This is a genomic window from Duganella sp. SG902 (genome assembly GCF_013376005.1).
Lineage (GTDB): Bacteria > Pseudomonadota > Gammaproteobacteria > Burkholderiales > Burkholderiaceae_D > Rugamonas.
Map to the genome: position 1 here is coordinate 31,942 of NZ_JABMJK010000023.1, position 19,705 is coordinate 51,646.

Genomic DNA, 19,705 nt, shown 5'->3' on the forward strand with positions numbered 1-19,705 from the left:
TTGAATTAGTCTTTCAGCGATTCGATCGCGAAGCTCAGGGTCACGTCGTCGCCAACGTTCGGTGCGTAGGCGCCGGCGTTGAACTCGCTACGCTTGATCTTGGCGGTGGCGTTGGCGCCGCAAGCCAGTTTCTTGGCCATCGGGTGATCGGCGCAGTGGAAGTTGGTGATGGTCAGGGTGACCGGCTTGGTCACGCCCTTGACGGTCAGGTTGCCTTCCACGCTGGCCGGCACGTCGCCATTGAAGTTGACCTTGGTCGACTTGTAGGTGATGGTTGGGTACTTGGCGGTGTCGAGGAAGTTCTCGCCCTGGATGTGCTGGTCAAACAGTTTCGAGCCGGTGTCGACCGATTTGGCGTCGATGGTCGCTTCCACCGAGCCGGTCTTGGCGGCGCGGTCCAGGGTGATCTTGGCCTTGGTGTTGTTGAAGCGGCTTTGCTGGGTCGAGTAGCCGAAGTGGCTGTAGCTGAAGCTGGAGAAGGTGTGGTTGTCGTCCGAGGTGAAGCTCTCAGGAGCGGCGAAGGCGGACAGGGAAATACCAGCGGCGATCAACAGGGCAACGATTTTTTTCATTTAGAAACTCCTAACGTGGGGAACGAGATTGTTCGAGTGAGGACGATTATGCTCGCGACATCTAAAGTTGTAAAACGAAAAATTTACCGCTTTACTATCGATAAAATCGATCATTCCCACATGCCGTTATGATAACGGAACGATGGACAAACGGTATCTGTCTTAAGGCGTGTGAGGAGATTACCCGCCCGGGGAAGCGGGCACCTATCGAAACACCTGCCGCAGCGTTTCCGCCTCCAGCAGCCGCTCGCTCCAGGCCTCCAGTTGTGCCATGCTGGCCCTGGCCAGCCTGTTCCTGACCGACTGCGGCAACGGCCCGAAGCGCCGGACCAGTTGCCGCTCCAGCAGCACGGCCGCGCCTTCTTTACGTCCCCGTTCGATACCTTGCTCAAGGCCCTGGTTACGGCCTTCTTGCAGGCCTTCTTTCAGGCCTTCTTTTCTTCCCTTCTTCCAGCCCTTGTCAATGAAAGACTGCTCGACTTCTCCAATCCAAAACATAACGCGCTCCCTCCTGGCACCACGGATGGCTTGCCAGTAGCGCTGTTGATACGGCTCAGGCAAGACCATCATCCAATTAATCACATCGAACATCACAAGTATGCGCTCCTTGCGCCAGCCATGTTCGTACAGTAGCCTAGTCGCTTGCCACTTCGCCGCATATAACAGACCGGGGTCATGACGCGCCTGCTGCGTGCGCAAGTGCGCCAGCGTTAGCAGCGCAAAAAGGTTATCCGACGCCTGAAGCTCATCGGGCCGGTCAGCATAATCGAGCAATTTGACGATGGCGAACGAAAAACTCAGCTCTGTTCCCAGCCGCGCATAATGATAGATGCACGGGCGCCAGTTGCGCGCCTCATCAGCCAACACGACCAGGCTCGCCACCGGCCGCTGATGCTCTTTGTGAATGCGGTAGTTGTAGTCGAATATGCGCCGCGCCAGTGCCACATCACGTTGCGCCTGCACTTCTATGTGAATGAGCACCCATCCCGCGTTACCATCGCACAGACGTACCTCCACCAATTTATCCGCCACCAGACTATGAGGCACGTCGCCGTGGCTGATGCCTGCCAGTTCCTTATCGCGGAATTGCGGCTTTTGTGCCCAATCTATTTCGGCGGAGAGCGCGGGAAAGAAGAAATCCATGAAGTCCCGGAAAGCATGGCCGATGGCTGCTTTCCAGGGTGAGTCGTAGCGGGATGGCGGCGAGGGATGGGGCATCCCTCCAGTATCCGCTTAGGCCATCGTCCGCTTGTTGATGACGATCAGGCCGCGATGGCGGCGTCGGTGGCGGGGGATTGGTTCAGGATGCGGCTCAGCAGGCGCTGTTCCAGCGCGGCGAAGGCGGCGTTGCCGCGCGCGCGGGGACGTGGCAGGTCGACCTTCAGGTCCAGTGTGATGCGCCCCTCTTCGATCAGCACCACGCGGTCCGCCAGCGCGATCGCTTCCTGCACATCGTGCGTCACCAGCACGGCGGTGAAGCCGCGCGACAGCCACAACGACTCGATCAGCTGCTGCATCTCGATCCGGGTCAGCGCGTCGAGCGCGCCCAGCGGTTCGTCCAGCAACAGCAGTTGCGGCTCGTGCAGCAGCGCGCGCGCCAGCGCCACGCGCTGACGCTGGCCACCCGACAGCTCGGAAGGCCAGTCGTTTGCGCGCTCGGCCAGGCCGACCGTGGCCAGCGTGGCGGCCGCCGCGTTCAGGGAGCGCGGCAAGCCGATCGCCACATTCTCCAGCACCGTCTTCCACGGCAGCAGGCGCGCCTCCTGGAACATGATGCGGATGCTGGCCGCGATGCTGCCCTTGCCGACCGCGATGCTGCCCTGCTCCGCCGTCTCCAGCCCGGCGATCGCGCGCAGCAGCGTGCTTTTGCCGCAGCCGCTGCGGCCGACGATGGCCACGAACTCGCCCGGCGCCAGCTCCAGTTGCACATCCTTGAGCACCTGGCGCGCGCCAAACGACTTGCTGACCTGGTCCAGTTCCAGCGACACGCCCTGGCGGCGCGGTGGTTGCGCCGAGGTCCAGGTCGCGCCTTCGCGCGGCAACGCGCCCGTATCGAATAATGCGGTGGATATAAACATGCGTTCTCCTTAACGGTATGCGGGATTCCAGCGCAGGAAGTGCTTCTCCATGCCGCGCGAAACCAAATCAGCCAGCTTGCCCAGCAAGGCGTACAGCAGAATCCCGACCAGCACCACGTCGGTCTGCAGGAACTCGCGGGCGTTCATGGTCATGTAGCCGATGCCCGCCTGCGCCGAGATGGTCTCCGCCACGATCAGCAGCACCCACACCAGTCCCAGCGAGAAGCGCACGCCGACCAGGATCGATGGCAGCGCCGCCGGCAAAATCACGTCGCGGTACAGCGGCCAGCCGGACAGCCCATAGCTGCGCGCCATCTCGATCAAGCCCTGGTCCGCCGAGCGGATGCCGTGGAAGGTGTTCAGGTAGACAGGGAAGAACACGCCCACCGCCAGCAGGAATAGCTTGGCCGTTTCATCGATGCCGAACCACAGGATCACCAGCGGAATCAGGGCCAGCGCCGGGATGTTGCGGATCATTTGCAGGGTGGTGTCGAGCAGCGTCTCGGCGCCACGGAAGCTGCCGGTCAGCAGACCAAGCGCCAGGCCGAGGCCCGCGCCGATTGCGAAACCGCTGGCCGCGCGCCACAAGCTGGTGCGCAAGTGCGTCCACAATTCGCCCGATTCCGCCAGCGACCAGAAAGCCTTGGCCACCGCCCACGGTTCCGGCAGGATGCGGCTGGACAGCCAGCCCAGTTGCGACGACACCTGCCACACCGCGATCAGCAGCACCGGCAGCACCCACGGCGTCCATGCACTCTGCCTCTTCATCTTACGCCGCCTTTTTCGGGATGATATCGCTGGCCATGATCTCGCCGAACGGGCCGCTCAGCGATTGCTCGCCATGATCCTTGCCCTTGCCCAGCAGCGGGAACACCAGTTCCGCGAAGCGGTACGATTCCTCAAGGTGGGGGTAGCCGGAGAAGATAAAGGTCTCGATGCCGAGATCCTGGTACTCGCGGATACGCGCCGCCACCGTTTCGGGGTCGCCCACCAGCGCGGTCCCGGCGCCACCACGCACCAGTCCCACGCCGGCCCAGAGGTTGGGCGATACTTCGAGCTTGTCACGGCGTCCGCCGTGCAAAGCCGCCATGCGTTGCTGTCCTACCGAATCCATTTTCTGGAACGCCGCCTGCGCCTTGGCGATGGTTTCATCGTCCAGATGGCTGATCAACTCATCGGCCGCGCGCCATGCTTCCTCGTTCGTCTCGCGCACGATGACGTGCAGGCGAATGCCGAACTTGACGCTCCGGCCATGTTTGGCGGCGCGCGCGCGGATGTCATCCAGCTTGGCCGCCACCGCCGCCGGCGGCTCGCCCCAGGTCAGGTACACGTCCATCTGCTCGGCCGCCAGTTCGTGCGCCGGCTCCGACGAGCCGCCGAAGTACAGCGGCGGATATGGCTTCTGCACCGGCGGATACAGCGTCTTGGCGCCCTTCACCGTAATGTGCTTGCCCTCGAAATCGTAACCCTTGTCGCCGCCCTCGCCAGCCAGCGAGGCGCGCCACACGCGGATGAACTCATCCGAGATCTCATAGCGCTTGGCGTGATCGGCGAACAGGCCGTCCGCTTCCAGCTCGCCCTGATCGCCGCCGGTGACGACGTTGATCAGCAGTCGCCCGTTGGACAGGCGGTCGAAGGTAGATGCCATGCGCACCGCCAGCCCTGGCGTGGTCAGACCCGGACGGATCGCCACCAGGAATTTCAGTTTTTGCGTCACGTGGATCAGCGAGGACGCCACCACCCACGCATCCTCGCAGGAGCGCCCGGTCGGCAGCAGCACGCCGTCGTAGCCCAGCGTGTCGGCGGCCACCGCCACCTGCTTCAGGTAGTTGGCGTCGATCGGACGCGAACCCTTGGAGGTGCCGAGATAGCGGCTGTCGCCATGGGTGGGAATAAACCAGAACAAATTGAGAGACATCTTTATGCTTCCTTATTGCGCCGCCAGCTGTTTAGCCGGCAGTTGTGCGTCCTTGACGACGATTTGTTTCGGGATCAGTTTCAGGTTGGTGAAGGTATCGGCCAGCTTCTGCTGCTGCTCCAGCACTTCATTGGTGATCGGCTTGACGCCGTAGGAATAGCGCGAGGCGGCCAGCGCCACCACGTCCACATCAAGACCGGTCTGCGCCGACAGGATCTGGGCCACGTCCTTCGGATTCTTCGCGCCCCATTCGTCCACCTTGACGATTTCCTCCAGCAGGATGCGCACGATGTCGCTGTTCTTTTCCGCGTAGGGGCGCGAAGCCAGGTAGAACTGATGGTTGGCCACCAGTCCCTTGCCGTCGGCCAGCACGCGCGCGCCCAGCTGCTTCTCGGCGGCGGCCAGGAACGGATCCCAGATCACCCACGCATCGACGCTCCCGCGTTCAAACGCGGCGCGCGCGTCGGCTGGCGTCAGGTGCAGCACCTCGATATCCTTGTAGCCCACGCCGGCTTTTTCCAGCGCCTTGACCAGCAGGTAATGCACGTTCGAGCCCTTGTTCAGCGCGACCTTCTTGCCCTTCAGGTCCGCCACGCCGCGCAGCTTCGAGTCCTTGGGCACGACTATCGCCTCGCTGCCCGGCGATGGCGGCTCGTTGCCAACGTAGACCAGATTGGCGCCGGCCGCCTGGGCGAAGATCGGCGGCGCCTCGCCCACCGTGCCGAAATCCACGCTGCCCACGTTCAGGCCTTCCAGCAGTTGCGGCCCGGCCGGGAACTCGGTCCACTTGACGGTGATATTGCGGGTGGCGAGGCGCTGCTCCAGCGTGCCGCGGCCTTTCAGCAGCGTCAGCGTGCCGTACTTCTGATAGCCGATACGCACTTCCTGCCGCGCCTGGGCTTGCGCCTGGCCCGAACTGGTGGCGGCCATCACGCCCGCCGCGAACAGCAGGCCCAGAGTGTGGCGGCGCGCCGCGCGTTTCTGATCGATTCCCATCCCGACTCCTTTAACGAGCCAAGCGCACTGGCTGCGCGCTGGCGACAAATACTTCATCCGGCTGCTGGCGCTGCGCTTGCAGCGCGGCCGACAGCGCGTCCACGCCGGCCTGCACGCGCCAGGCGATGGCCGGGTCCACCGTCAGGCCGCTGACGTCATTCCAGGTCAGCTGCTGCGAGGTGGCGTAGATGCTGGTGAACACCTGGCGCGCGTCCAGCGCGTGCAGCACGGGGCGCAGCGCATAATCCAGCGCCAGCATGTGCGACTGGCTGCCGCCGGTGGCCAGCGGCAGCACCAGCTTGTCCTTCAAGCCGTCCTGCGGCAGCAGGTCGAGGAAGGCTTTCAGCACGCCGGTGTAGGACGCTTTATAGATAGGGGTGGCGATCACGATGGCATCCACCTCGGCTACGGCATCGACCGCGCGCTTGAGCGCCAGGTCGGCGAAGTCCGCGTGCAGCAGCGCCTTGGCCGGCAGGTCGCGCACATTCAGCCTGGTGCTGCGATGGCCAAGGGCGGCCAGTTTGTCGCCGACGTGATCCAGCAAACGGCCGGTGCTGGATGGGGCGGCCGGACTGCCGCTCAATAGAAGAATGCTCATGGTCTGTCCCCTGTCTTGATGGTGGCAGTCAGCATAAGTCCGCGCGATTGAAATCAAAACGAATAGTTTTACGTTTTGATATGCAAAAACCTAAGCATGATTTTTACGCATATCAAAAGCCGGAATTCTTCGTGTACTGCGTTTAGGGGCGGATGCAATACTAAAAACACCGATACCAAGACGACGGACATACCATGTCTCAAGCACTACTAAAAACGTCGCACAACCGTGCGCACGATCCGCTTCAAGTCGCGGCCGAACTGGCGCAGCGGCTTGCCGCCAGCGCCAATGCGCGCGACCAGGCCGGCGGCCACGCGGCGCAGGAACGCGAATGGATACGCGAATCCGGCCTGCTTACCCTGTCCATCCCCGCCGCGTACGGCGGCCAGGGCGCGGATTGGCCGACGGTCTACCAGGTGATACGCATCCTGGCCCGCGCCGACAGCGCGCTGGCCCACATCTTCGGCTTCCATCACCTGCAACTGGCCGGCATACAGCTGTATGGCACGGCCCAGCAGCAGCGCCGCTTCCTGACGCAGACGGTGGAGCAGGATCTTTTCTGGGGCAACGCCCTCAATCCGCTCGACAAGCGCACCATCGCCACCGATGCCGACTATGGCTTCCAGCTGGATGGCGTGAAGAGTTTTTCCTCCGGCTCGGTGGGTTCGGACTGGCTCACCATCTCGGCCTGGCACGAAGAGACGCAATCGGCACTGATCGGCGTGGTGCCGACGCGCCAGCACGGCGTGGCCGTACAAGCCGATTGGGACGCCTTCGGCCAGAAGCAGACCGACAGCGGCAATGTGCATTTCAATCAGATGTCGTTGCCGTCGACGCAGGTGCTGCAAGCACCGGGCGTGAAGCCGACCGCGCAGGCCACGCTGCGCTCGCAGGTGGCGCAGCTGATCATGGCGAATCTCTACCTCGGCATCGGCGAAGGCGCGTTCGAGGCGGCGCGCGGCTATATCGCGCAGGAGGCGCGGCCATGGTTCGCATCCGGCGCGGCGTCGGCCGGAGCCGACCCGCTGGTGCAGCACCGCTTCGGCCAGTTGTGGCTCAAGCTGCGGCCAGCCTCCGTGCTGGCCGATCATGCGGCGCAGGAGCTGGATCGCCTGTTCCGCCTCGGCGCGGCGGTGACCGCGCAGCAGCGCGGCGAGCTGGCCGTGTCGGTGGCCGAGGCCAAGGTGCTGGCCCACCGCGCGGGCGTGGACGTCAGCAGCGAGATCTTCGAGCTGACCGGCGCACGCTCCACCTCCGCCAAGTTTGGTTACGACCGGTTCTGGCGCAACGTGCGCGTGCATACCTTGCACGATCCGGTCGACTACAAAATCCGCGACCTCGGACGCTATGCGCTCGACGGTACGCTGCCTGAACCTACCGCATATTCCTGATGACTACTCCCCTGATCCGCATCGAGCATGCGAGCAAATCGTTTGGCGACTTCCACGCGGTGCGCGACGTGTCGCTGGACGTCGGCCAAGGCGACATCTTTGGGCTGATCGGCAAGAGCGGCGCCGGCAAATCGACGCTGCTGCGGTTAATTAATCTGCTGGAGCGCCCGGATCAAGGCGCGATTACGGTCGACGGCCGTGAACTGACCTCGCTGTCCAAGCGCGGCCTGCGCGACGCGCGCGCCAATATCGGCATGATCTTCCAGCAGTTTAACCTGCTGCAGAACGCCAGCGTGTTCGAGAACGTGGCCTTCCCCTTGCGCATCCACGGCGGGCAAAGCAAGCAGCAGATCGCCGCGTGCGTGGCGGACTGTCTGCAGTTGGTCGGCTTGAGCGACAAGAGCGCCAGCTATCCGGCGCAACTGTCGGGCGGGCAGAAACAGCGCGTAGCGATCGCCCGCGCGCTGGCCAGCAAACCGGCCGTGCTGCTGTGCGACGAACCCACGTCCGCGCTCGACGCCGAAACCACGCGCGCGCTGCTGGCGACGCTGAAGGACATCAACCATCGGCTGAACGTGACCATCGTGATCGTCAGCCACGAACTGGACGTGATCGGAGAAATCTGCAACCGCGTGGCCGTGATCGAAAACGGCGCCATCGCCGAACAATTCGCGCTAGACGACAGCGCCAGCCTGGCCGCCCCGCGCCTCACCGCCCTGGGCCGCGAACTGGCCGCCTCCGTCGCCACCAGCGCCGCTCTCGCCCCACTCCCGGAGACCGCCAATGTCTGAACTCATCTCTTCGCTGGCCGCATCGGCCAACGCCATCATCGCCATGCTGCCCGAGATGTGGGACGCGCTCGGCCAGACCTTGCTCATGCTGGGCATCGGCCTGTCGGCGGCGGTGCTGATCGGCGGCCCGCTCGGCGTCCTGCTGTTCCTGGTCGCGGACGGCCAATCGCTGCAAAACCGCCCCGCCGCGCTGGTGCTGGGCTGGCTGGTGAACACCGTGCGCTCGTTCCCCTTCATCATCCTGCTGGTGGCGCTGGTGCCGTTCACGCGCATCATCGCCGGCACCTCCATCGGTCCGCTGGCCGCCGCCGTGCCCTTGTCCTTCGCCGCCATCCCTTACTTCGCCAGGCTGGTTGAACAGAACCTGCGCGAAGTGCCGCGCGGCGTGATCGAGGCGGCGCACGCGATGGGCGCTTCGGAATTCCAGATCATCCTGCGCGTGCTGCTGGTCGAAGCCCGCTCCGGCCTGGTGCTGGCGCTGACCGTGCTGTCGATCAGCTTCCTGTCCTATTCCGCCGTGGCGGGCGTGGTGGGTGGCGGCGGCATCGGCGACCTCGCCATCCGTTACGGCTACTACCGCTTCGAAACCGACATCATGGTCGCCACCGTGGCCATCCTGATCCTGATGGTGCAGGTGATCCAGTTCACCGGCAACCGCATCGCCAAACGCATCGACAAACGCTAATAAAAGGAACACTACATGAACACCCGCCGCAACCTGCTGCTGGCCGCCGTCGCCGCCGCAATCGGCCTCTCCGCCCACGCCAAGGATCCGAAGGAACTCGTGATCGGCACCAGTTCCGGTCCTTACGCCGACCAGGTCAAGCTGGGCATCAAGCCTATCCTCGAAAAGCAGGGCTACAAAGTCAAGCTGGTGGAATTCAACGACTACATCCAACCCAACTTCGCGCTGGCCGAAGGCTCGCTGGACGCCAACATCTTCCAGCACATCATCTACCTGAACAAATTCTCGGCCGATCACAAGCTGGCATTGTCGGAGCTGATCAAGATCCCGACCGCGCCGATCGCCATCTACAGCAAAAAGCACAAGACGCTGAACGACGTGAAGGAAGGCACCACCGTCGCCCTGCCGAACGACCCGACCAACCAGGCGCGCGCGCTGGTGCTGCTGGACCAACTGGGCTGGATCAAACTAAAACCGAACACGGACCCGATCAAGGCCTCGGAAAAGGACGTCGCCGCCAACGTCAAGAAAATCAAACTGGTGCCGCTGGAAGCCGCGCAGCTGCCGCGCTCCCTGCAGGACACCGACTACTCCTTCGTCAACGGCAACTACGCGCTGGCATCGGGCCTGAAGCTGAAAGATGCGCTGATCACCGAAAAAATCTCGCCGGCCTACGCCAACCTGGTGGCCGTGCGCACCGCCGACAAGGACAAGCAATTCGCCAAGGACATCGCCGCCGCCTACCGCTCGCGGGAATTCCTGGCGATCACCAACAAGCACTTCGCCGACTACGCCAAGACCGACTATCAGCTCGCGCTGGAAAAGTAATGCCGAAACTCATACGCTTCAACGCCTTCCAGATGAACACCGTGAGCCACCAGTCGCCCGGGCTATGGACACACCCGCGCAACGACAGCCACCGCTACACCGACCCGGACTACTGGACCGAACTGGCGCGGCTGCTGGAGCGCGGCCGCTTCGACGCCATCTTCCTGGCCGACGTGCTGGGCGCCTACGACGTCTACCAGGGCAGCGCCGACGCGGCCTTGCGCCACGCCGTGCAAGCGCCGCTGAACGACCCGCTGGCGCTGGTGCCGTTGATGTCGCAAGTGACCGAGCACCTCGGCTTCGGCGTCACCTGCGCGCTGACGTATGAGCATCCCTACACCTTCGCGCGGCGCATGTCCACGCTGGACCACCTGACGCGCGGACGGATCGGCTGGAACATCGTCACCGGTTACCTGGACAGTGCCGCCCGCAACCTCGGCCTGGATCAGCAACTGAGCCACGACGAACGCTACGACCTGGCCGACGAATACATGGAAGTGGTCCAAAAACTGTGGGAACGCAGTTGGGATGACGACGCCGTGGTGAACGACAAGGAGCGCGGCGTGTACGCCGAGCCATCGCGCATCCATCCAATCGCGCACGAAGGCAAATACTTCAAAGTGCCGGGCTTCCACCTGTGCGAACCGTCGCCGCAACGCACACCCTTGTTGTATCAGGCAGGAACCTCGCCGCGCGGCACCGCGTTCGCGGCCAAACATGCCGAGTGCACCTTCGTCAGCGGCCCGAGTATCCGCGTGGTGAAAAAATACGCAGACGACCTGCGCGCCGCCGTGCGTGCGACCGGCCGTGATGGCGACGAACTGAAAATCTACGCGCAGGCACTGATCATCACCGCACCGACCGAAGCCGAAGCGCGCGCCAAACACGAAGAATACAAACGCCACATCGACATCGAGGCGGCGCTGGCCTTGCTGTCCGGCTGGACCGGGGTCGACTTCAGCGAATTTGCGCTGGACGCCACCATCGACTACATCGACTCCGACGCCGGCCGCTCGGCGCTAGCGTCGTTCAGCGCCGCGGACCCCGACCGCAAATGGACCGTGCGCGAAGCGGCGGAATTCATCGGCCTGGGCGGGCGCGGGCCGGTGCTGGTGGGCGATCCGCGTCAGGTGGCCGACCAACTTGAAATGTGGCAGGACGAAACCGGCATCGACGGCTTCAACCTCGCCTACGCGGTCGCCCACGAAAGCATGCGCGACGTGGTCGACCTGATCGTTCCCGAACTCCAGCGGCGCGGCCGCTACCGCACCGACTACACCGCCGGCACCCTGCGTGAAAAAATCCGGGGTCAGGTCCGCCATTTCTACACGAGCTGAGCGGCAGAGCGGCTGAGGCCGTGTAGAAATGGAGGACCTGACCCCAGAGTTTTCAGTCGTTGCGCATTTGGGCTTGGGAGACGTTGCTGCCGGGCGGTACGCTTTGGGTCAGCCACACGTTGCCGCCGATGGTGGAGCCGGCGCCGATGGTGATGCGGCCCAACACCGTCGCGCCCGCGTAGATCACCACGTCGTCTTCCACGATAGGGTGGCGCGGCACGCCTTTGATCAACGCTCCCTGCTCGTCCGATGGGAAGCGCTTGGCGCCCAGCGTGACATGCTGGTACAGCCGCACGCGCTGGCCGATGATGGCGGTCTCGCCGATCACCACGCCGGTGCCATGGTCGATGAAGAAGCTGCCGCCGATCCGCGCCGCCGGGTGGATGTCGATCCCGGTCAGCGAATGGGCGATGTCCGATATCAGCCGCGCCAAGAACGGCGAGCCAAGGCGGTGCAGGCTGTGCGCCAGCCGGTAGTACAGGATCGCGATGGTGCCCGGATAGCACAGCATGATCTCGGCCACCGAGGTCGCCGCCGGGTCGCCCGAGAACGCCGCCTGCACGTCGGACACCAGCAAGGCCCGCACTTCCGGCAGGCTGGCCGCGAACCGCCGCGTGATGTCGTGCGCCTGCAGGGTCAGCGCCGCCTCATCGGGCGCCGCCTCCAGCGCGGAAAACTGCAGCCCGCGCCGCACCTGCTCGGCCAGCCGGTTCAGGGTGGTGTTCAGGGTGTCGCCGACGAAGAAGTCGATGCTTTCGTCGGTCAGGTTGGGACGCCCGTAGTGCGTCGGGAACAGCACCGCCTGCAGGCCGTTGACGATGGTCGTCAACGCGTCGCGCGACGGCAGCTCGCGCACGCGGCCATGATGGCGGATGTTGTGGGTGGCCTCGCGCGACACGCGCAGCTGCTCGATCACGCTGCCAAGGTTCCAGTGCGCGGGCTTGACGGAGGTGCCGTCAAAGGTGTCAATTGTCATAATGTCTCGAATTCGAATAATGCGGGCGTAGCCGCCCATCACGCAGCATAATCAGTCAACGCGCCCGGGCAAACGAATGATTTCGCCCGTTCTTATGCGCCCGGCGCATATGCCGCGCGGATCGCGTAAAATGCCGGGTCCAACGAACAATACGCTATTCATGAACATTTTGCTGACGCTGCTGCTGGCCGGCCTTTCCATGGTCGGCCCGCTGGCCATCGATACCTATCTGCCGTCCTTCCCCGCCATCACGCAGGCGTTCGACGCCAGCCCGATGCTGGTGCAGCAGACGCTGTCGATGTTCCTGTTCTGCTTCGCGTTCATGATGCTGTTCTATGGCACGCTGTCCGATTCCTTCGGCCGCCGCCCGGTGATTATCGTCTCGCTGGTGCTGTACATCGCGGCGTCGGTGGTGGCGGCGCTGGCGCCGTCGATCGGCGTGCTGCTGGCCTGCCGCATCGTGCAGGGTCTGGCCGCCGGCGCCGGCTCGGTGGTGGGCCGCGCCATCGTGCAGGACCGCTTCACCGGCGCCCAGGCGCAGAAGATCCTCGCCAATATCATGATGGTGTTCGGCCTCGCGCCGGCGATCGCGCCGGTGCTGGGCGGCTGGCTGCAGGTGAGTTTCGGCTGGCGCTCGATCTTCTGGTTCCTCAGCGCCTTCGGCCTCCTGATGCTGGTGGCGGTGCAGCGCGCGCTGCCGGAAAGCCTGCCGGTCAAGGACCGTCATCCCTTCCACCTGGGCGTGATCGCCAAAAACTACTGGATGGTGCTGTGCCATCACCATTTCCTGCTGCTGTCGGTGGCGGTGGGCATGTGCTTCGCGGGCGTGGCGCTGTACATCGGCTCCGCCGCTTATTTCGTGATGAATATCCTGCACCTGCCGGAAACCGCCTTCGCGTGGATGTTCGTGCCGCTGATTAGCGGCATGGTGATCGGCTCCGCGCTGTCGGGCAAGTTCGCCCACAAGTTCTCGCGCAAGGCGCAGGTATGGCTCGGCTTCGCGGTGATGATCAGCGCCGGCGTGATCAACGTCGCCTACAACGCCGCCTTCGTGGCGGCCGTGCCTTGGGCGGTGATGCCGCTGTTTATCTATTCCTTCGGCCTGGCGCTGGCCATGACGCCGCTGTCGCTGATCGCGCTGGAGTACTTTCCGAACAACAGCGGCCTGGCCGCCTCGATGCAGTCCTTCATCCAGATGCTGCTGTTCGCTCTGGTCTCCGGCCTGGTGGCGCCGCTGCTGTTCGACAGCGCCCTGAAACTGGCGTGGGGCGTGCTGGCCAGCCTCGTTCTCAGTGTGATCGCCTGGCTGCTGGCGCAAACGGGCAAGCCGGTCGTCCACGGCTGATCACGGCCACGGCGCGGGATTCAGGTCGATATACTGCGCCCCGCCCTGCTCCGGCTCACGGTCCGCCGGCGGCCCGCCGGGTGCCTGGGCCGGGTTGCGCAAGCCCAGTATCTCCTTGCGCGATTCGACGAAATCCGCGCTCGATAGCGGATGCTCCTTGTCCGGCCAGTTCTCCACCGCCCACGCCTGCAACTGCTCGAAACGCTGCCACAATTCGCTGATGAAGCGGCGGCGCTCATCTTCGTTGTCCATAATGCCTCCTTCGGTCTACCCGCAGTGTGCGCCGCGTACGCCACGCCGTCGGTACGCAAGATAACGCCCGAGCATGTAGAATGGCGCATTAATCTGCTTTAAGTCTCATCCACCGAATGCGTCTCACCTCATTTACCGATTACACGCTGCGCACGCTGCTCTACCTGGCGGCCAATCGGGATCGCCTGGTCACCATCCAGGACATCGCCGATTTGCACGTGATATCAAAAAATCATCTGATGAAGGTGGTGTATCAACTCGGCCTGTCCGGCCTGGTGGAGACGGTGCGCGGCCGCAACGGCGGCCTGCGGCTGGGCAAGGAGCCAAAGGACATCAACATCGGCGCCCTGGTGCGCGCCACCGAGACCGATTTCTTCATGGCCGAATGCTTTGACCGCGACAGCGACACCTGTCCGCTGACGCCCAACTGCAAACTCAAACACACGCTGAACGACGCCACCCGCGCCTTCCTCGCCGTGCTGGATCAGCAAACGCTGGAAGACATGCTGCCCGCCACCGGTCCGGAAAGCAAACCGGTACGCATCATGCGTAACGCGGCCAAGCGGTAACTACGCCGCGTCCTGCCGCAACTGCGGCAGGGAAGCCATCAGGTCGGAGAAACGCTGCCCCTGGATCATGACGTGCTCGCGCAACAGTTGCGCGGCGCGCTCGCCATCGCCGTCAAGAATCGCTTTCACCACGCCGTCATGTTCGTTGTAGGAAGTGGCCAGGCGGTTGCGCACCCGCAGTTGCAGACGGCGATAAGGACGCAGGCGACGATACAGCGCGCGCGTCTGCTCGATCAGAAACTGATTGTGGCTGCCGGCGTATATCGCTTCGTGGAAGACCTCGTTGCGATAGTAATAAACGTCCGGTTCCTGCGCCTCCAACGCCTCCTGGCAGGCCTGGTGCGCCGCCAACAATGCTTGCTGTTCCTCCGGCGTCATGCGGCGCGCCGCCAGCCGGCCACAGGTCGACTCCAGTTCCGACATCACCTCGAACATTTCCACCAGCTGCTGCGGCCCCAGCTCGGCCACGATGGCGCCGCGCCGCGGCCGGATCACCACCAGCCCCATCGACGACAACTGGATCAGGGTTTCCCGAATCGGCGTGCGCGAGACGCCAAAGCGCGTGGCCAGTTCGGTCTCGTCCAGATGCTGGCCGGGCTTGAGCTCGCCGACAGCAATCATTTCTTCGATTTGCTCGCGGAGGGTGGCGGAATGTGTCGTCATGGTTTGCATTATATCGCTTGACAATGTATTCGCAACCGCTATTCTTGTATACACAAAAGAAGTTATTGCATATCGAATGCAAACTAGATAATATTTCCTGACATCAATCCCTTGGAGGACGTATGACCGCAATCACCCGCAGGTCCGCATTGGCAGCCATCGGCGCTTTGGCCGCCAGTCCGTTGTTGTTGCAACCCGCTTGGGCGCAGAGCTCGCTCAAGATTTCCCACCAGTTCCCCGGCGGCACCATCACGGAAGGTGATTTCCGCGACCGCCTGACCCGCATGTTCGCGGCCGAAGTCGAGAAGCGTTCCAAGGGCGCGCTCAAGTTCGCGATCTATCCCGGTTCCTCGCTGATGAAGACCAACGCCCAGTTCTCGGCCATGCGCAAGGGCGCGCTGGACCTGTCGCTGGTGCCGCTGTCATACGCCGGCGGCGAAGTCCCGGAAGTGAACATCGGCCTGATGCCCGGCCTGGTCACCTCCTACGACCAGGCCTACGGCTGGAAGAACGCGGAAGTGGGCAAGGAACTGGCGCGCATCCTGTACGACAAGGGCATCGTGATGCTCAGCTGGATCTGGCAGGGCGGCGGCATGGCCTCGCGCGGCAAGCCGGTGGTCGATCCGGACGACGCCAAGGGCATGAAGATACGCGGCGGCTCGCGCGAAATGGACCTGATGCTGAAGGCCGCCGGCGCCGCCGTGGTCACGCTGCCATCAAATGAAATCTACGCCGCCATGCAGACCGGCGCCATGGAAGCGGCGCTGACCTCCTCCACCTCGCTGATCTCGTTCCGTCTCGAAGAAGTGTCGAAGGCGCTGACCACCGCGCGCGCCGGCTCCTACTGGTTCATGCTGGAGCCGCTGATGATGTCGCGCGCGATCTTCGACCGCCTGCCGAAGGACCAGCAGCAGATCCTGCTGACCGTGGGCGCCGAGCTGGAAGCCTTCGCGCTCAAATCGGCCAAGGAAGACGACGTGCAAGTGGCGAACGTCTACCAGAAAGCCAACGCCAAGGTGGTCGACATGAATCCGGCCGCGCTGAAAAAATGGCAGGACATCGCCAAGGCCACCGCGTGGAAGGACTATGGCGAGAAGAACCCCAGCTGCGCCAACCTGCTCAAACTCGCGGAGAAAACGCTGTGAGCCACGGCGTGGAATTGACGCCATCGCGCGGGCCCGCACCGCCGGACAACGCCGTCATCGCGGCGCTGACGGCCGCGCTGGACAAGCTCAATCGCGGGCTGATGGTGCTGTCCATGATCGCCGTCGTGCTGACGGCGGTCGTGCTGACTTACTCGGTGGTGTCGCGCTATTTCTTCCACGCGCCCACCGACTGGCAGGATGAGGCCTCGGTGTTCATGCTGGTCGGGGTGACCTTCTTCTGCACCGCCTACGTGCAGTACCACCGCGGCCACATCGGCATCGAGGCCATCGCCGGCCTGCTGCCGCGCCGCGTGAACGCCGCCCGCCTGCTATTCGTGGACCTGGCGTCGACCTTGTTCTGCGCCTTCTTCACCTGGAAATCGTGGCTGCTGTTCCACGAGGCGTGGGTCGATGGCCAGACCACCTCCTCCACCTTCGCGCCGCCGCTGTGGATCCCCTACTCCATGATGGCCGCCGGCATGACGCTGCTGTCGCTGCAACTGCTGTTGCAGACGCTGGCCCGCCTGACCAACAAACCGGAGCAAGCAGCATGAGTGAATTGACCCTGGGCGCGCTGTACGGCGCCGTAACGCTGGTGGTGATGTTCTCCGGGATGCCGATCGCGTTCGCGCTCGGCGTGGTGGCGACCGCCTTCATGTACTTCTTCATGCCGGCATCGTCGCTGGATACCATCACGCAGAACGTCTACGAAGAGATGGCGTCGATCACGCTGCTGTCGATTCCGTTGTTCATCCTGAAGGGCGCGGCCATCGGCAAATCGCCGGCGGGCAAGGACTTGTACTCCGCTATCCACACCTGGATGCACAAGATTCCCGGCGGCCTCGGTATCGCCAACGTGTTCGCCTGCGCGCTGTTCGCGGCCATGGCCGGCTCCTCGCCCGCCACCTGCTCGGCGATTGGCTCGGCGGGCATTCCGGAAATGCGCAAGCGCGGCTACTCGCCGGGTTTCGCGGCCGGCATCATCGCGGCCGGCGGCACGCTGGGCATTCTGCTGCCGCCGTCGATCACCATGATCCTGTACGCGGTGGCGGCCGAGCAGTCGCTGGGCCGCCTGTTCCTGGCGGGGATAGGCCCCGGCATCCTGCTGGTGGTGCTGTTCGCCGGCTACGCCGTCTACCGCGCCCGCAAGGAATACAGCATGGCGCTGGAGATCTACCAGAAAGGCGGCGAGAAGTCGGCCTATCTGGAGGACGAGCATTTCACCCTGCGTGAAAAAGTCGAGATGCTGCCGCGCGTGCTGCCCTTCATCGTGCTGCTGATCGGCGTGATGGTGGCGTTGTATGGCGGCTTCGCCACGCCGTCCGAAACCGCCGGCCTGGGCGCGCTGCTGGCGCTGGCCCTGCTGGCCGTGATCTACGGCGTGTGGAAGCCGAAAGACCTGTCGCCCATCCTCGGTTCGTCGATCAAGGAATCCACCATGCTGCTGCTGATCATCGGCATGTCGCTGCTGTATTCCTACGTGATGAGCTACCTGCACATCAGCCAGTCGGCCGCCGCGTGGGTGGTCAGCCTGCACCTGTCCAAATGGGTGCTGCTGGCGGTGATACTATTGATGGTGATCGTGTTCGGCTTCTTCCTGCCGCCAGTGTCCATCATCCTGATGACGGCGCCGATCATCCTGCCGCCGCTGCGCGAAGCCGGTTTTGACCTGATCTGGTTCGGCATCGTCATGACGGTGGTGATGGAAATGGGCCTGATCCATCCGCCGGTGGGGCTGAATATTTTCGTCATCAAGAACATCGCGCCGGACATTCCGCTCAAGGATGTGGTCTGGGGCGTGTTCCCCTTCCTGTTGCTGATGGTGGTGGCCGTGCTGCTGCTGTGCGTCTTCCCATCGATCGCGACCGGTCTGCCTGACATGATTATGGGAGCAAAATAAAATGTCCTGGAACACCTTGCAGCAAAATCGCGCGGCGCGATTGCAGCGCGCCAGCGCGGCGCTGGGCACTGAGTTGGATGGCAAAAGCCTGCCGGCCGCGCGCATCGCCGATCTGCTGCATGCGGTCATCGAATGCGGCGACCGCGTCTGCCTCGAGGGGAACAACCAGAAGCAGGCCGACTTCCTCGGCCATGCGCTGGCCAACCTGAATCCGGAACGCGTCAACAACCTGCACATGCTGCAGTCGGTGCTGGCGTTGCCGGAGCATCTGGACGTGTTCGAGCGCGGCGTCGCCTCGCGGCTGGACTTCTCGTTCTCCGGTCCGCAGGCGGCGCGGGTGGCGCGGCTGGCCTCCGCCGGCAAGCTGAATATCGGCGCCATCCACACCTACCTTGAGCTGTTCAGCCGCTACTTCATCGATCTGCCGCCGCGCGTCTGCCTGATCGCGGCGGAGGCGGCCGACCGCCACGGCAACCTGTACACCGGCCCGAACACCGAGGACACCCCCGCCATCGTCGAGGCCACGGCGTTCAAGCAGGGCATCGTCATCGTCCAGGTGAACAAGGTGGTGGACAACGTGCCGCGCGTGGACGTGCCGGGCGACTGGGTGGACTTCGTGGTGCAGTCGCCGCGCCCCTACTATATCGAACCGCTGTTCACGCGCGACCCGGCGCAGATTTCGGAGATCCAGGTGCTGATGGCGATGATGGCCATCAAGGGCATCTACGCCGAGTACGAGGTGCAGCGCCTGAACCATGGCATTGGCTTCGACACGGCGGCCATCGAGCTGCTGCTGCCGACCTACGCCGAGTCGCTGGGCCTGCGCGGAAAGATCGGCAAGCACTGGGCCTTGAATCCGCACCCGGCGCTGATTCCGGCGATCGAGGCGGGCTTCGTCAGCTCGGTGCATTCGTTTGGTTCGGAGCTGGGCATGGAGGACTATATCCACGCGCGGCCGGACGTCTTCGCGATCGGCCCGGACGGCAGCATGCGCAGCAACCGCGCCATGTGCCAGGCCGCCGGCCACTACGCCTGCGACATGTTCATCGGCTCGACCCTGCAGATCGACTTGCAGGGTAACTCGTCCACCGCCACGGCCGGCCGCATCTCGGGCTTCGGCGGCGCCTCCAACATGGGCGCGGACGCGCGCGGGCGGCGTCACGCCAGCCCGGCGTGGCTCAAGGCCGGTGAGCAGGCGCGCGCCGGCCGCAACACCATCCCGCGCGGCCAGAAGCTGGTGGTGCAGATGGTGGAAACCTTCCGCGAGCATATGCAGCCCGCCTTCGTCGAGAAGCTGGACGCCTGGGTGCTGATGGAGCAAGCGAAGATGGCGATCCCGCCGGTGATGATCTACGGTGACGACGTCACCCACATACTGACCGAGGAAGGCATCGCCAACCTGCTGCTGTGCCGCACCGACGAGGAACGCGAACAGGCGATACGCGGCGTGGCCGGCTACACGCCGGTTGGGCTGGGGCGCGACAAGCGCATGGTGGAGAACCTGCGCGACCGCGGCATCATCACCCGTGCCGAGGACCTCGGCATCGACAAGCGCCTCGCCACACGCGACCTGCTGGCGGCCCGCAACATGAAAGACCTGGTGCGCGCATCGGGCGGTTTGTACAACCCGCCCAAGCGTTTCCGCAACTGGTAAGGAGCAA

The 19,705-nt window shown here is 63.9% G+C and carries 21 protein-coding genes; 11 read left to right on the top strand and 10 right to left on the bottom strand.

The features are described from left to right. Positions 1-5: 5 nt before the first annotated feature. The 7 genes from FHW83_RS28505 to ssuE form a co-directional block, all read right to left on the bottom strand. Entirely contained in the window at positions 6-572 is a 567-nt protein-coding gene (locus tag FHW83_RS28505; RefSeq protein WP_176649738.1) for a YceI family protein, read from the bottom strand. Between the two features lie 204 nt (positions 573-776). Next, positions 777-1,790: a DUF4351 domain-containing protein gene (locus tag FHW83_RS28510; RefSeq protein ID WP_176649739.1), complete on the bottom strand. Its 1,014-nt coding sequence runs from the start codon at positions 1,788-1,790 to the stop codon at positions 777-779. A gap of 44 nt (positions 1,791-1,834) precedes the next feature. Then, positions 1,835-2,650: an ATP-binding cassette domain-containing protein gene (locus FHW83_RS28515; protein WP_176649740.1), complete on the bottom strand. Its 816-nt coding sequence runs from the start codon at positions 2,648-2,650 to the stop codon at positions 1,835-1,837. Positions 2,651-2,659: 9 nt separating this feature from the next. After that, the gene (gene ssuC / locus FHW83_RS28520; protein WP_176649741.1) at positions 2,660-3,418 is read right to left on the bottom strand and encodes an aliphatic sulfonate ABC transporter permease SsuC; all 759 of its coding nucleotides are present in this window, start codon (positions 3,416-3,418) and stop codon (positions 2,660-2,662) included. Between the two features lies 1 nt (position 3,419). Next, positions 3,420-4,568 carry an FMNH2-dependent alkanesulfonate monooxygenase gene (gene ssuD, locus FHW83_RS28525; protein ID WP_176649742.1) on the bottom strand — a complete coding sequence of 383 codons (1,149 nt, stop codon included), beginning with the start codon at positions 4,566-4,568 and terminating at the stop codon, positions 3,420-3,422. A 12-nt stretch (positions 4,569-4,580) separates the two neighbouring features. After that, positions 4,581-5,564, bottom strand: coding sequence for a sulfonate ABC transporter substrate-binding protein (locus FHW83_RS28530; RefSeq protein WP_176649743.1), 984 nt, complete (start codon positions 5,562-5,564; stop codon positions 4,581-4,583). Positions 5,565-5,574: 10 nt separating this feature from the next. After that, entirely contained in the window at positions 5,575-6,162 is a 588-nt protein-coding gene (gene ssuE / locus FHW83_RS28535) for an NADPH-dependent FMN reductase (RefSeq protein ID WP_176649744.1), read from the bottom strand. A 194-nt stretch (positions 6,163-6,356) separates the two neighbouring features. Here ssuE and FHW83_RS28540 point away from each other — a divergent pair, with 194 nt between their 5' ends. The 5 genes from FHW83_RS28540 to FHW83_RS28560 are packed head-to-tail and all read left to right on the top strand — an operon-like array spanning position 6,357 to position 11,194. Then, the gene (locus FHW83_RS28540; protein ID WP_176649745.1) at positions 6,357-7,553 is read left to right on the top strand and encodes an acyl-CoA dehydrogenase family protein; all 1,197 of its coding nucleotides are present in this window, start codon (positions 6,357-6,359) and stop codon (positions 7,551-7,553) included. Next, the gene (locus tag FHW83_RS28545) at positions 7,553-8,344 is read left to right on the top strand and encodes a methionine ABC transporter ATP-binding protein (RefSeq protein WP_176649746.1); all 792 of its coding nucleotides are present in this window, start codon (positions 7,553-7,555) and stop codon (positions 8,342-8,344) included. Before FHW83_RS28540 ends, FHW83_RS28545 begins: the two co-directional genes overlap by 1 nt. After that, positions 8,337-9,029, top strand: coding sequence for a methionine ABC transporter permease (locus tag FHW83_RS28550; RefSeq protein ID WP_176649747.1), 693 nt, complete (start codon positions 8,337-8,339; stop codon positions 9,027-9,029). The genes FHW83_RS28545 and FHW83_RS28550 overlap by 8 nt, the downstream gene beginning before the upstream one ends. Positions 9,030-9,044: 15 nt before the next feature. Next, a complete protein-coding gene (locus FHW83_RS28555) occupies positions 9,045-9,857 on the top strand; it encodes a MetQ/NlpA family ABC transporter substrate-binding protein (protein WP_176649748.1) in 813 nt (270 codons plus the stop codon). Beyond that, positions 9,857-11,194: an LLM class flavin-dependent oxidoreductase gene (locus FHW83_RS28560; protein ID WP_176649749.1), complete on the top strand. Its 1,338-nt coding sequence runs from the start codon at positions 9,857-9,859 to the stop codon at positions 11,192-11,194. Before FHW83_RS28555 ends, FHW83_RS28560 begins: the two co-directional genes overlap by 1 nt. 52 nt (positions 11,195-11,246) lie before the next feature. Here FHW83_RS28560 and epsC read toward each other — a convergent pair whose 3' ends face one another. Further along, positions 11,247-12,170 (bottom strand): serine O-acetyltransferase EpsC, encoded by a 924-nt coding sequence (epsC, locus tag FHW83_RS28565; protein ID WP_176649750.1) that lies wholly within the window; start codon positions 12,168-12,170, stop codon positions 11,247-11,249. A 160-nt stretch (positions 12,171-12,330) separates the two neighbouring features. Here epsC and FHW83_RS28570 point away from each other — a divergent pair, with 160 nt between their 5' ends. Beyond that, positions 12,331-13,515: a multidrug effflux MFS transporter gene (locus tag FHW83_RS28570; protein WP_176649751.1), complete on the top strand. Its 1,185-nt coding sequence runs from the start codon at positions 12,331-12,333 to the stop codon at positions 13,513-13,515. Here the strand turns inward: FHW83_RS28570 and FHW83_RS28575 are convergent, their stop codons facing one another. Then, positions 13,516-13,767 carry a hypothetical protein gene (locus tag FHW83_RS28575; RefSeq protein ID WP_176649752.1) on the bottom strand — a complete coding sequence of 84 codons (252 nt, stop codon included), beginning with the start codon at positions 13,765-13,767 and terminating at the stop codon, positions 13,516-13,518. Between the two features lie 116 nt (positions 13,768-13,883). On the opposite strand from FHW83_RS28575, the gene FHW83_RS28580 reads away from it, so the two are divergent. Next, positions 13,884-14,336, top strand: coding sequence for an Rrf2 family transcriptional regulator (locus FHW83_RS28580; RefSeq protein WP_176649753.1), 453 nt, complete (start codon positions 13,884-13,886; stop codon positions 14,334-14,336). Here the strand turns inward: FHW83_RS28580 and FHW83_RS28585 are convergent, their stop codons facing one another. Continuing rightward, a complete protein-coding gene (locus tag FHW83_RS28585) occupies positions 14,337-15,008 on the bottom strand; it encodes a GntR family transcriptional regulator (RefSeq protein ID WP_176649754.1) in 672 nt (223 codons plus the stop codon). It lies immediately after the preceding gene. Positions 15,009-15,121: 113 nt separating this feature from the next. Between FHW83_RS28585 and dctP the strand changes: the two genes are divergently transcribed. The 4 genes from dctP to mdcA are packed head-to-tail and all read left to right on the top strand — an operon-like array spanning position 15,122 to position 19,698. Continuing rightward, entirely contained in the window at positions 15,122-16,144 is a 1,023-nt protein-coding gene (dctP, locus tag FHW83_RS28590; RefSeq protein WP_176649755.1) for a TRAP transporter substrate-binding protein DctP, read from the top strand. Next, entirely contained in the window at positions 16,141-16,698 is a 558-nt protein-coding gene (locus FHW83_RS28595; RefSeq protein WP_176649756.1) for a TRAP transporter small permease, read from the top strand. The genes dctP and FHW83_RS28595 overlap by 4 nt, the downstream gene beginning before the upstream one ends. Continuing rightward, entirely contained in the window at positions 16,695-18,044 is a 1,350-nt protein-coding gene (locus tag FHW83_RS28600; RefSeq protein ID WP_176649757.1) for a TRAP transporter large permease, read from the top strand. Before FHW83_RS28595 ends, FHW83_RS28600 begins: the two co-directional genes overlap by 4 nt. A gap of 1 nt (position 18,045) precedes the next feature. Further along, positions 18,046-19,698, top strand: coding sequence for a malonate decarboxylase subunit alpha (gene mdcA / locus FHW83_RS28605; protein ID WP_176649758.1), 1,653 nt, complete (start codon positions 18,046-18,048; stop codon positions 19,696-19,698). Positions 19,699-19,705: the final 7 nt, after the last annotated feature.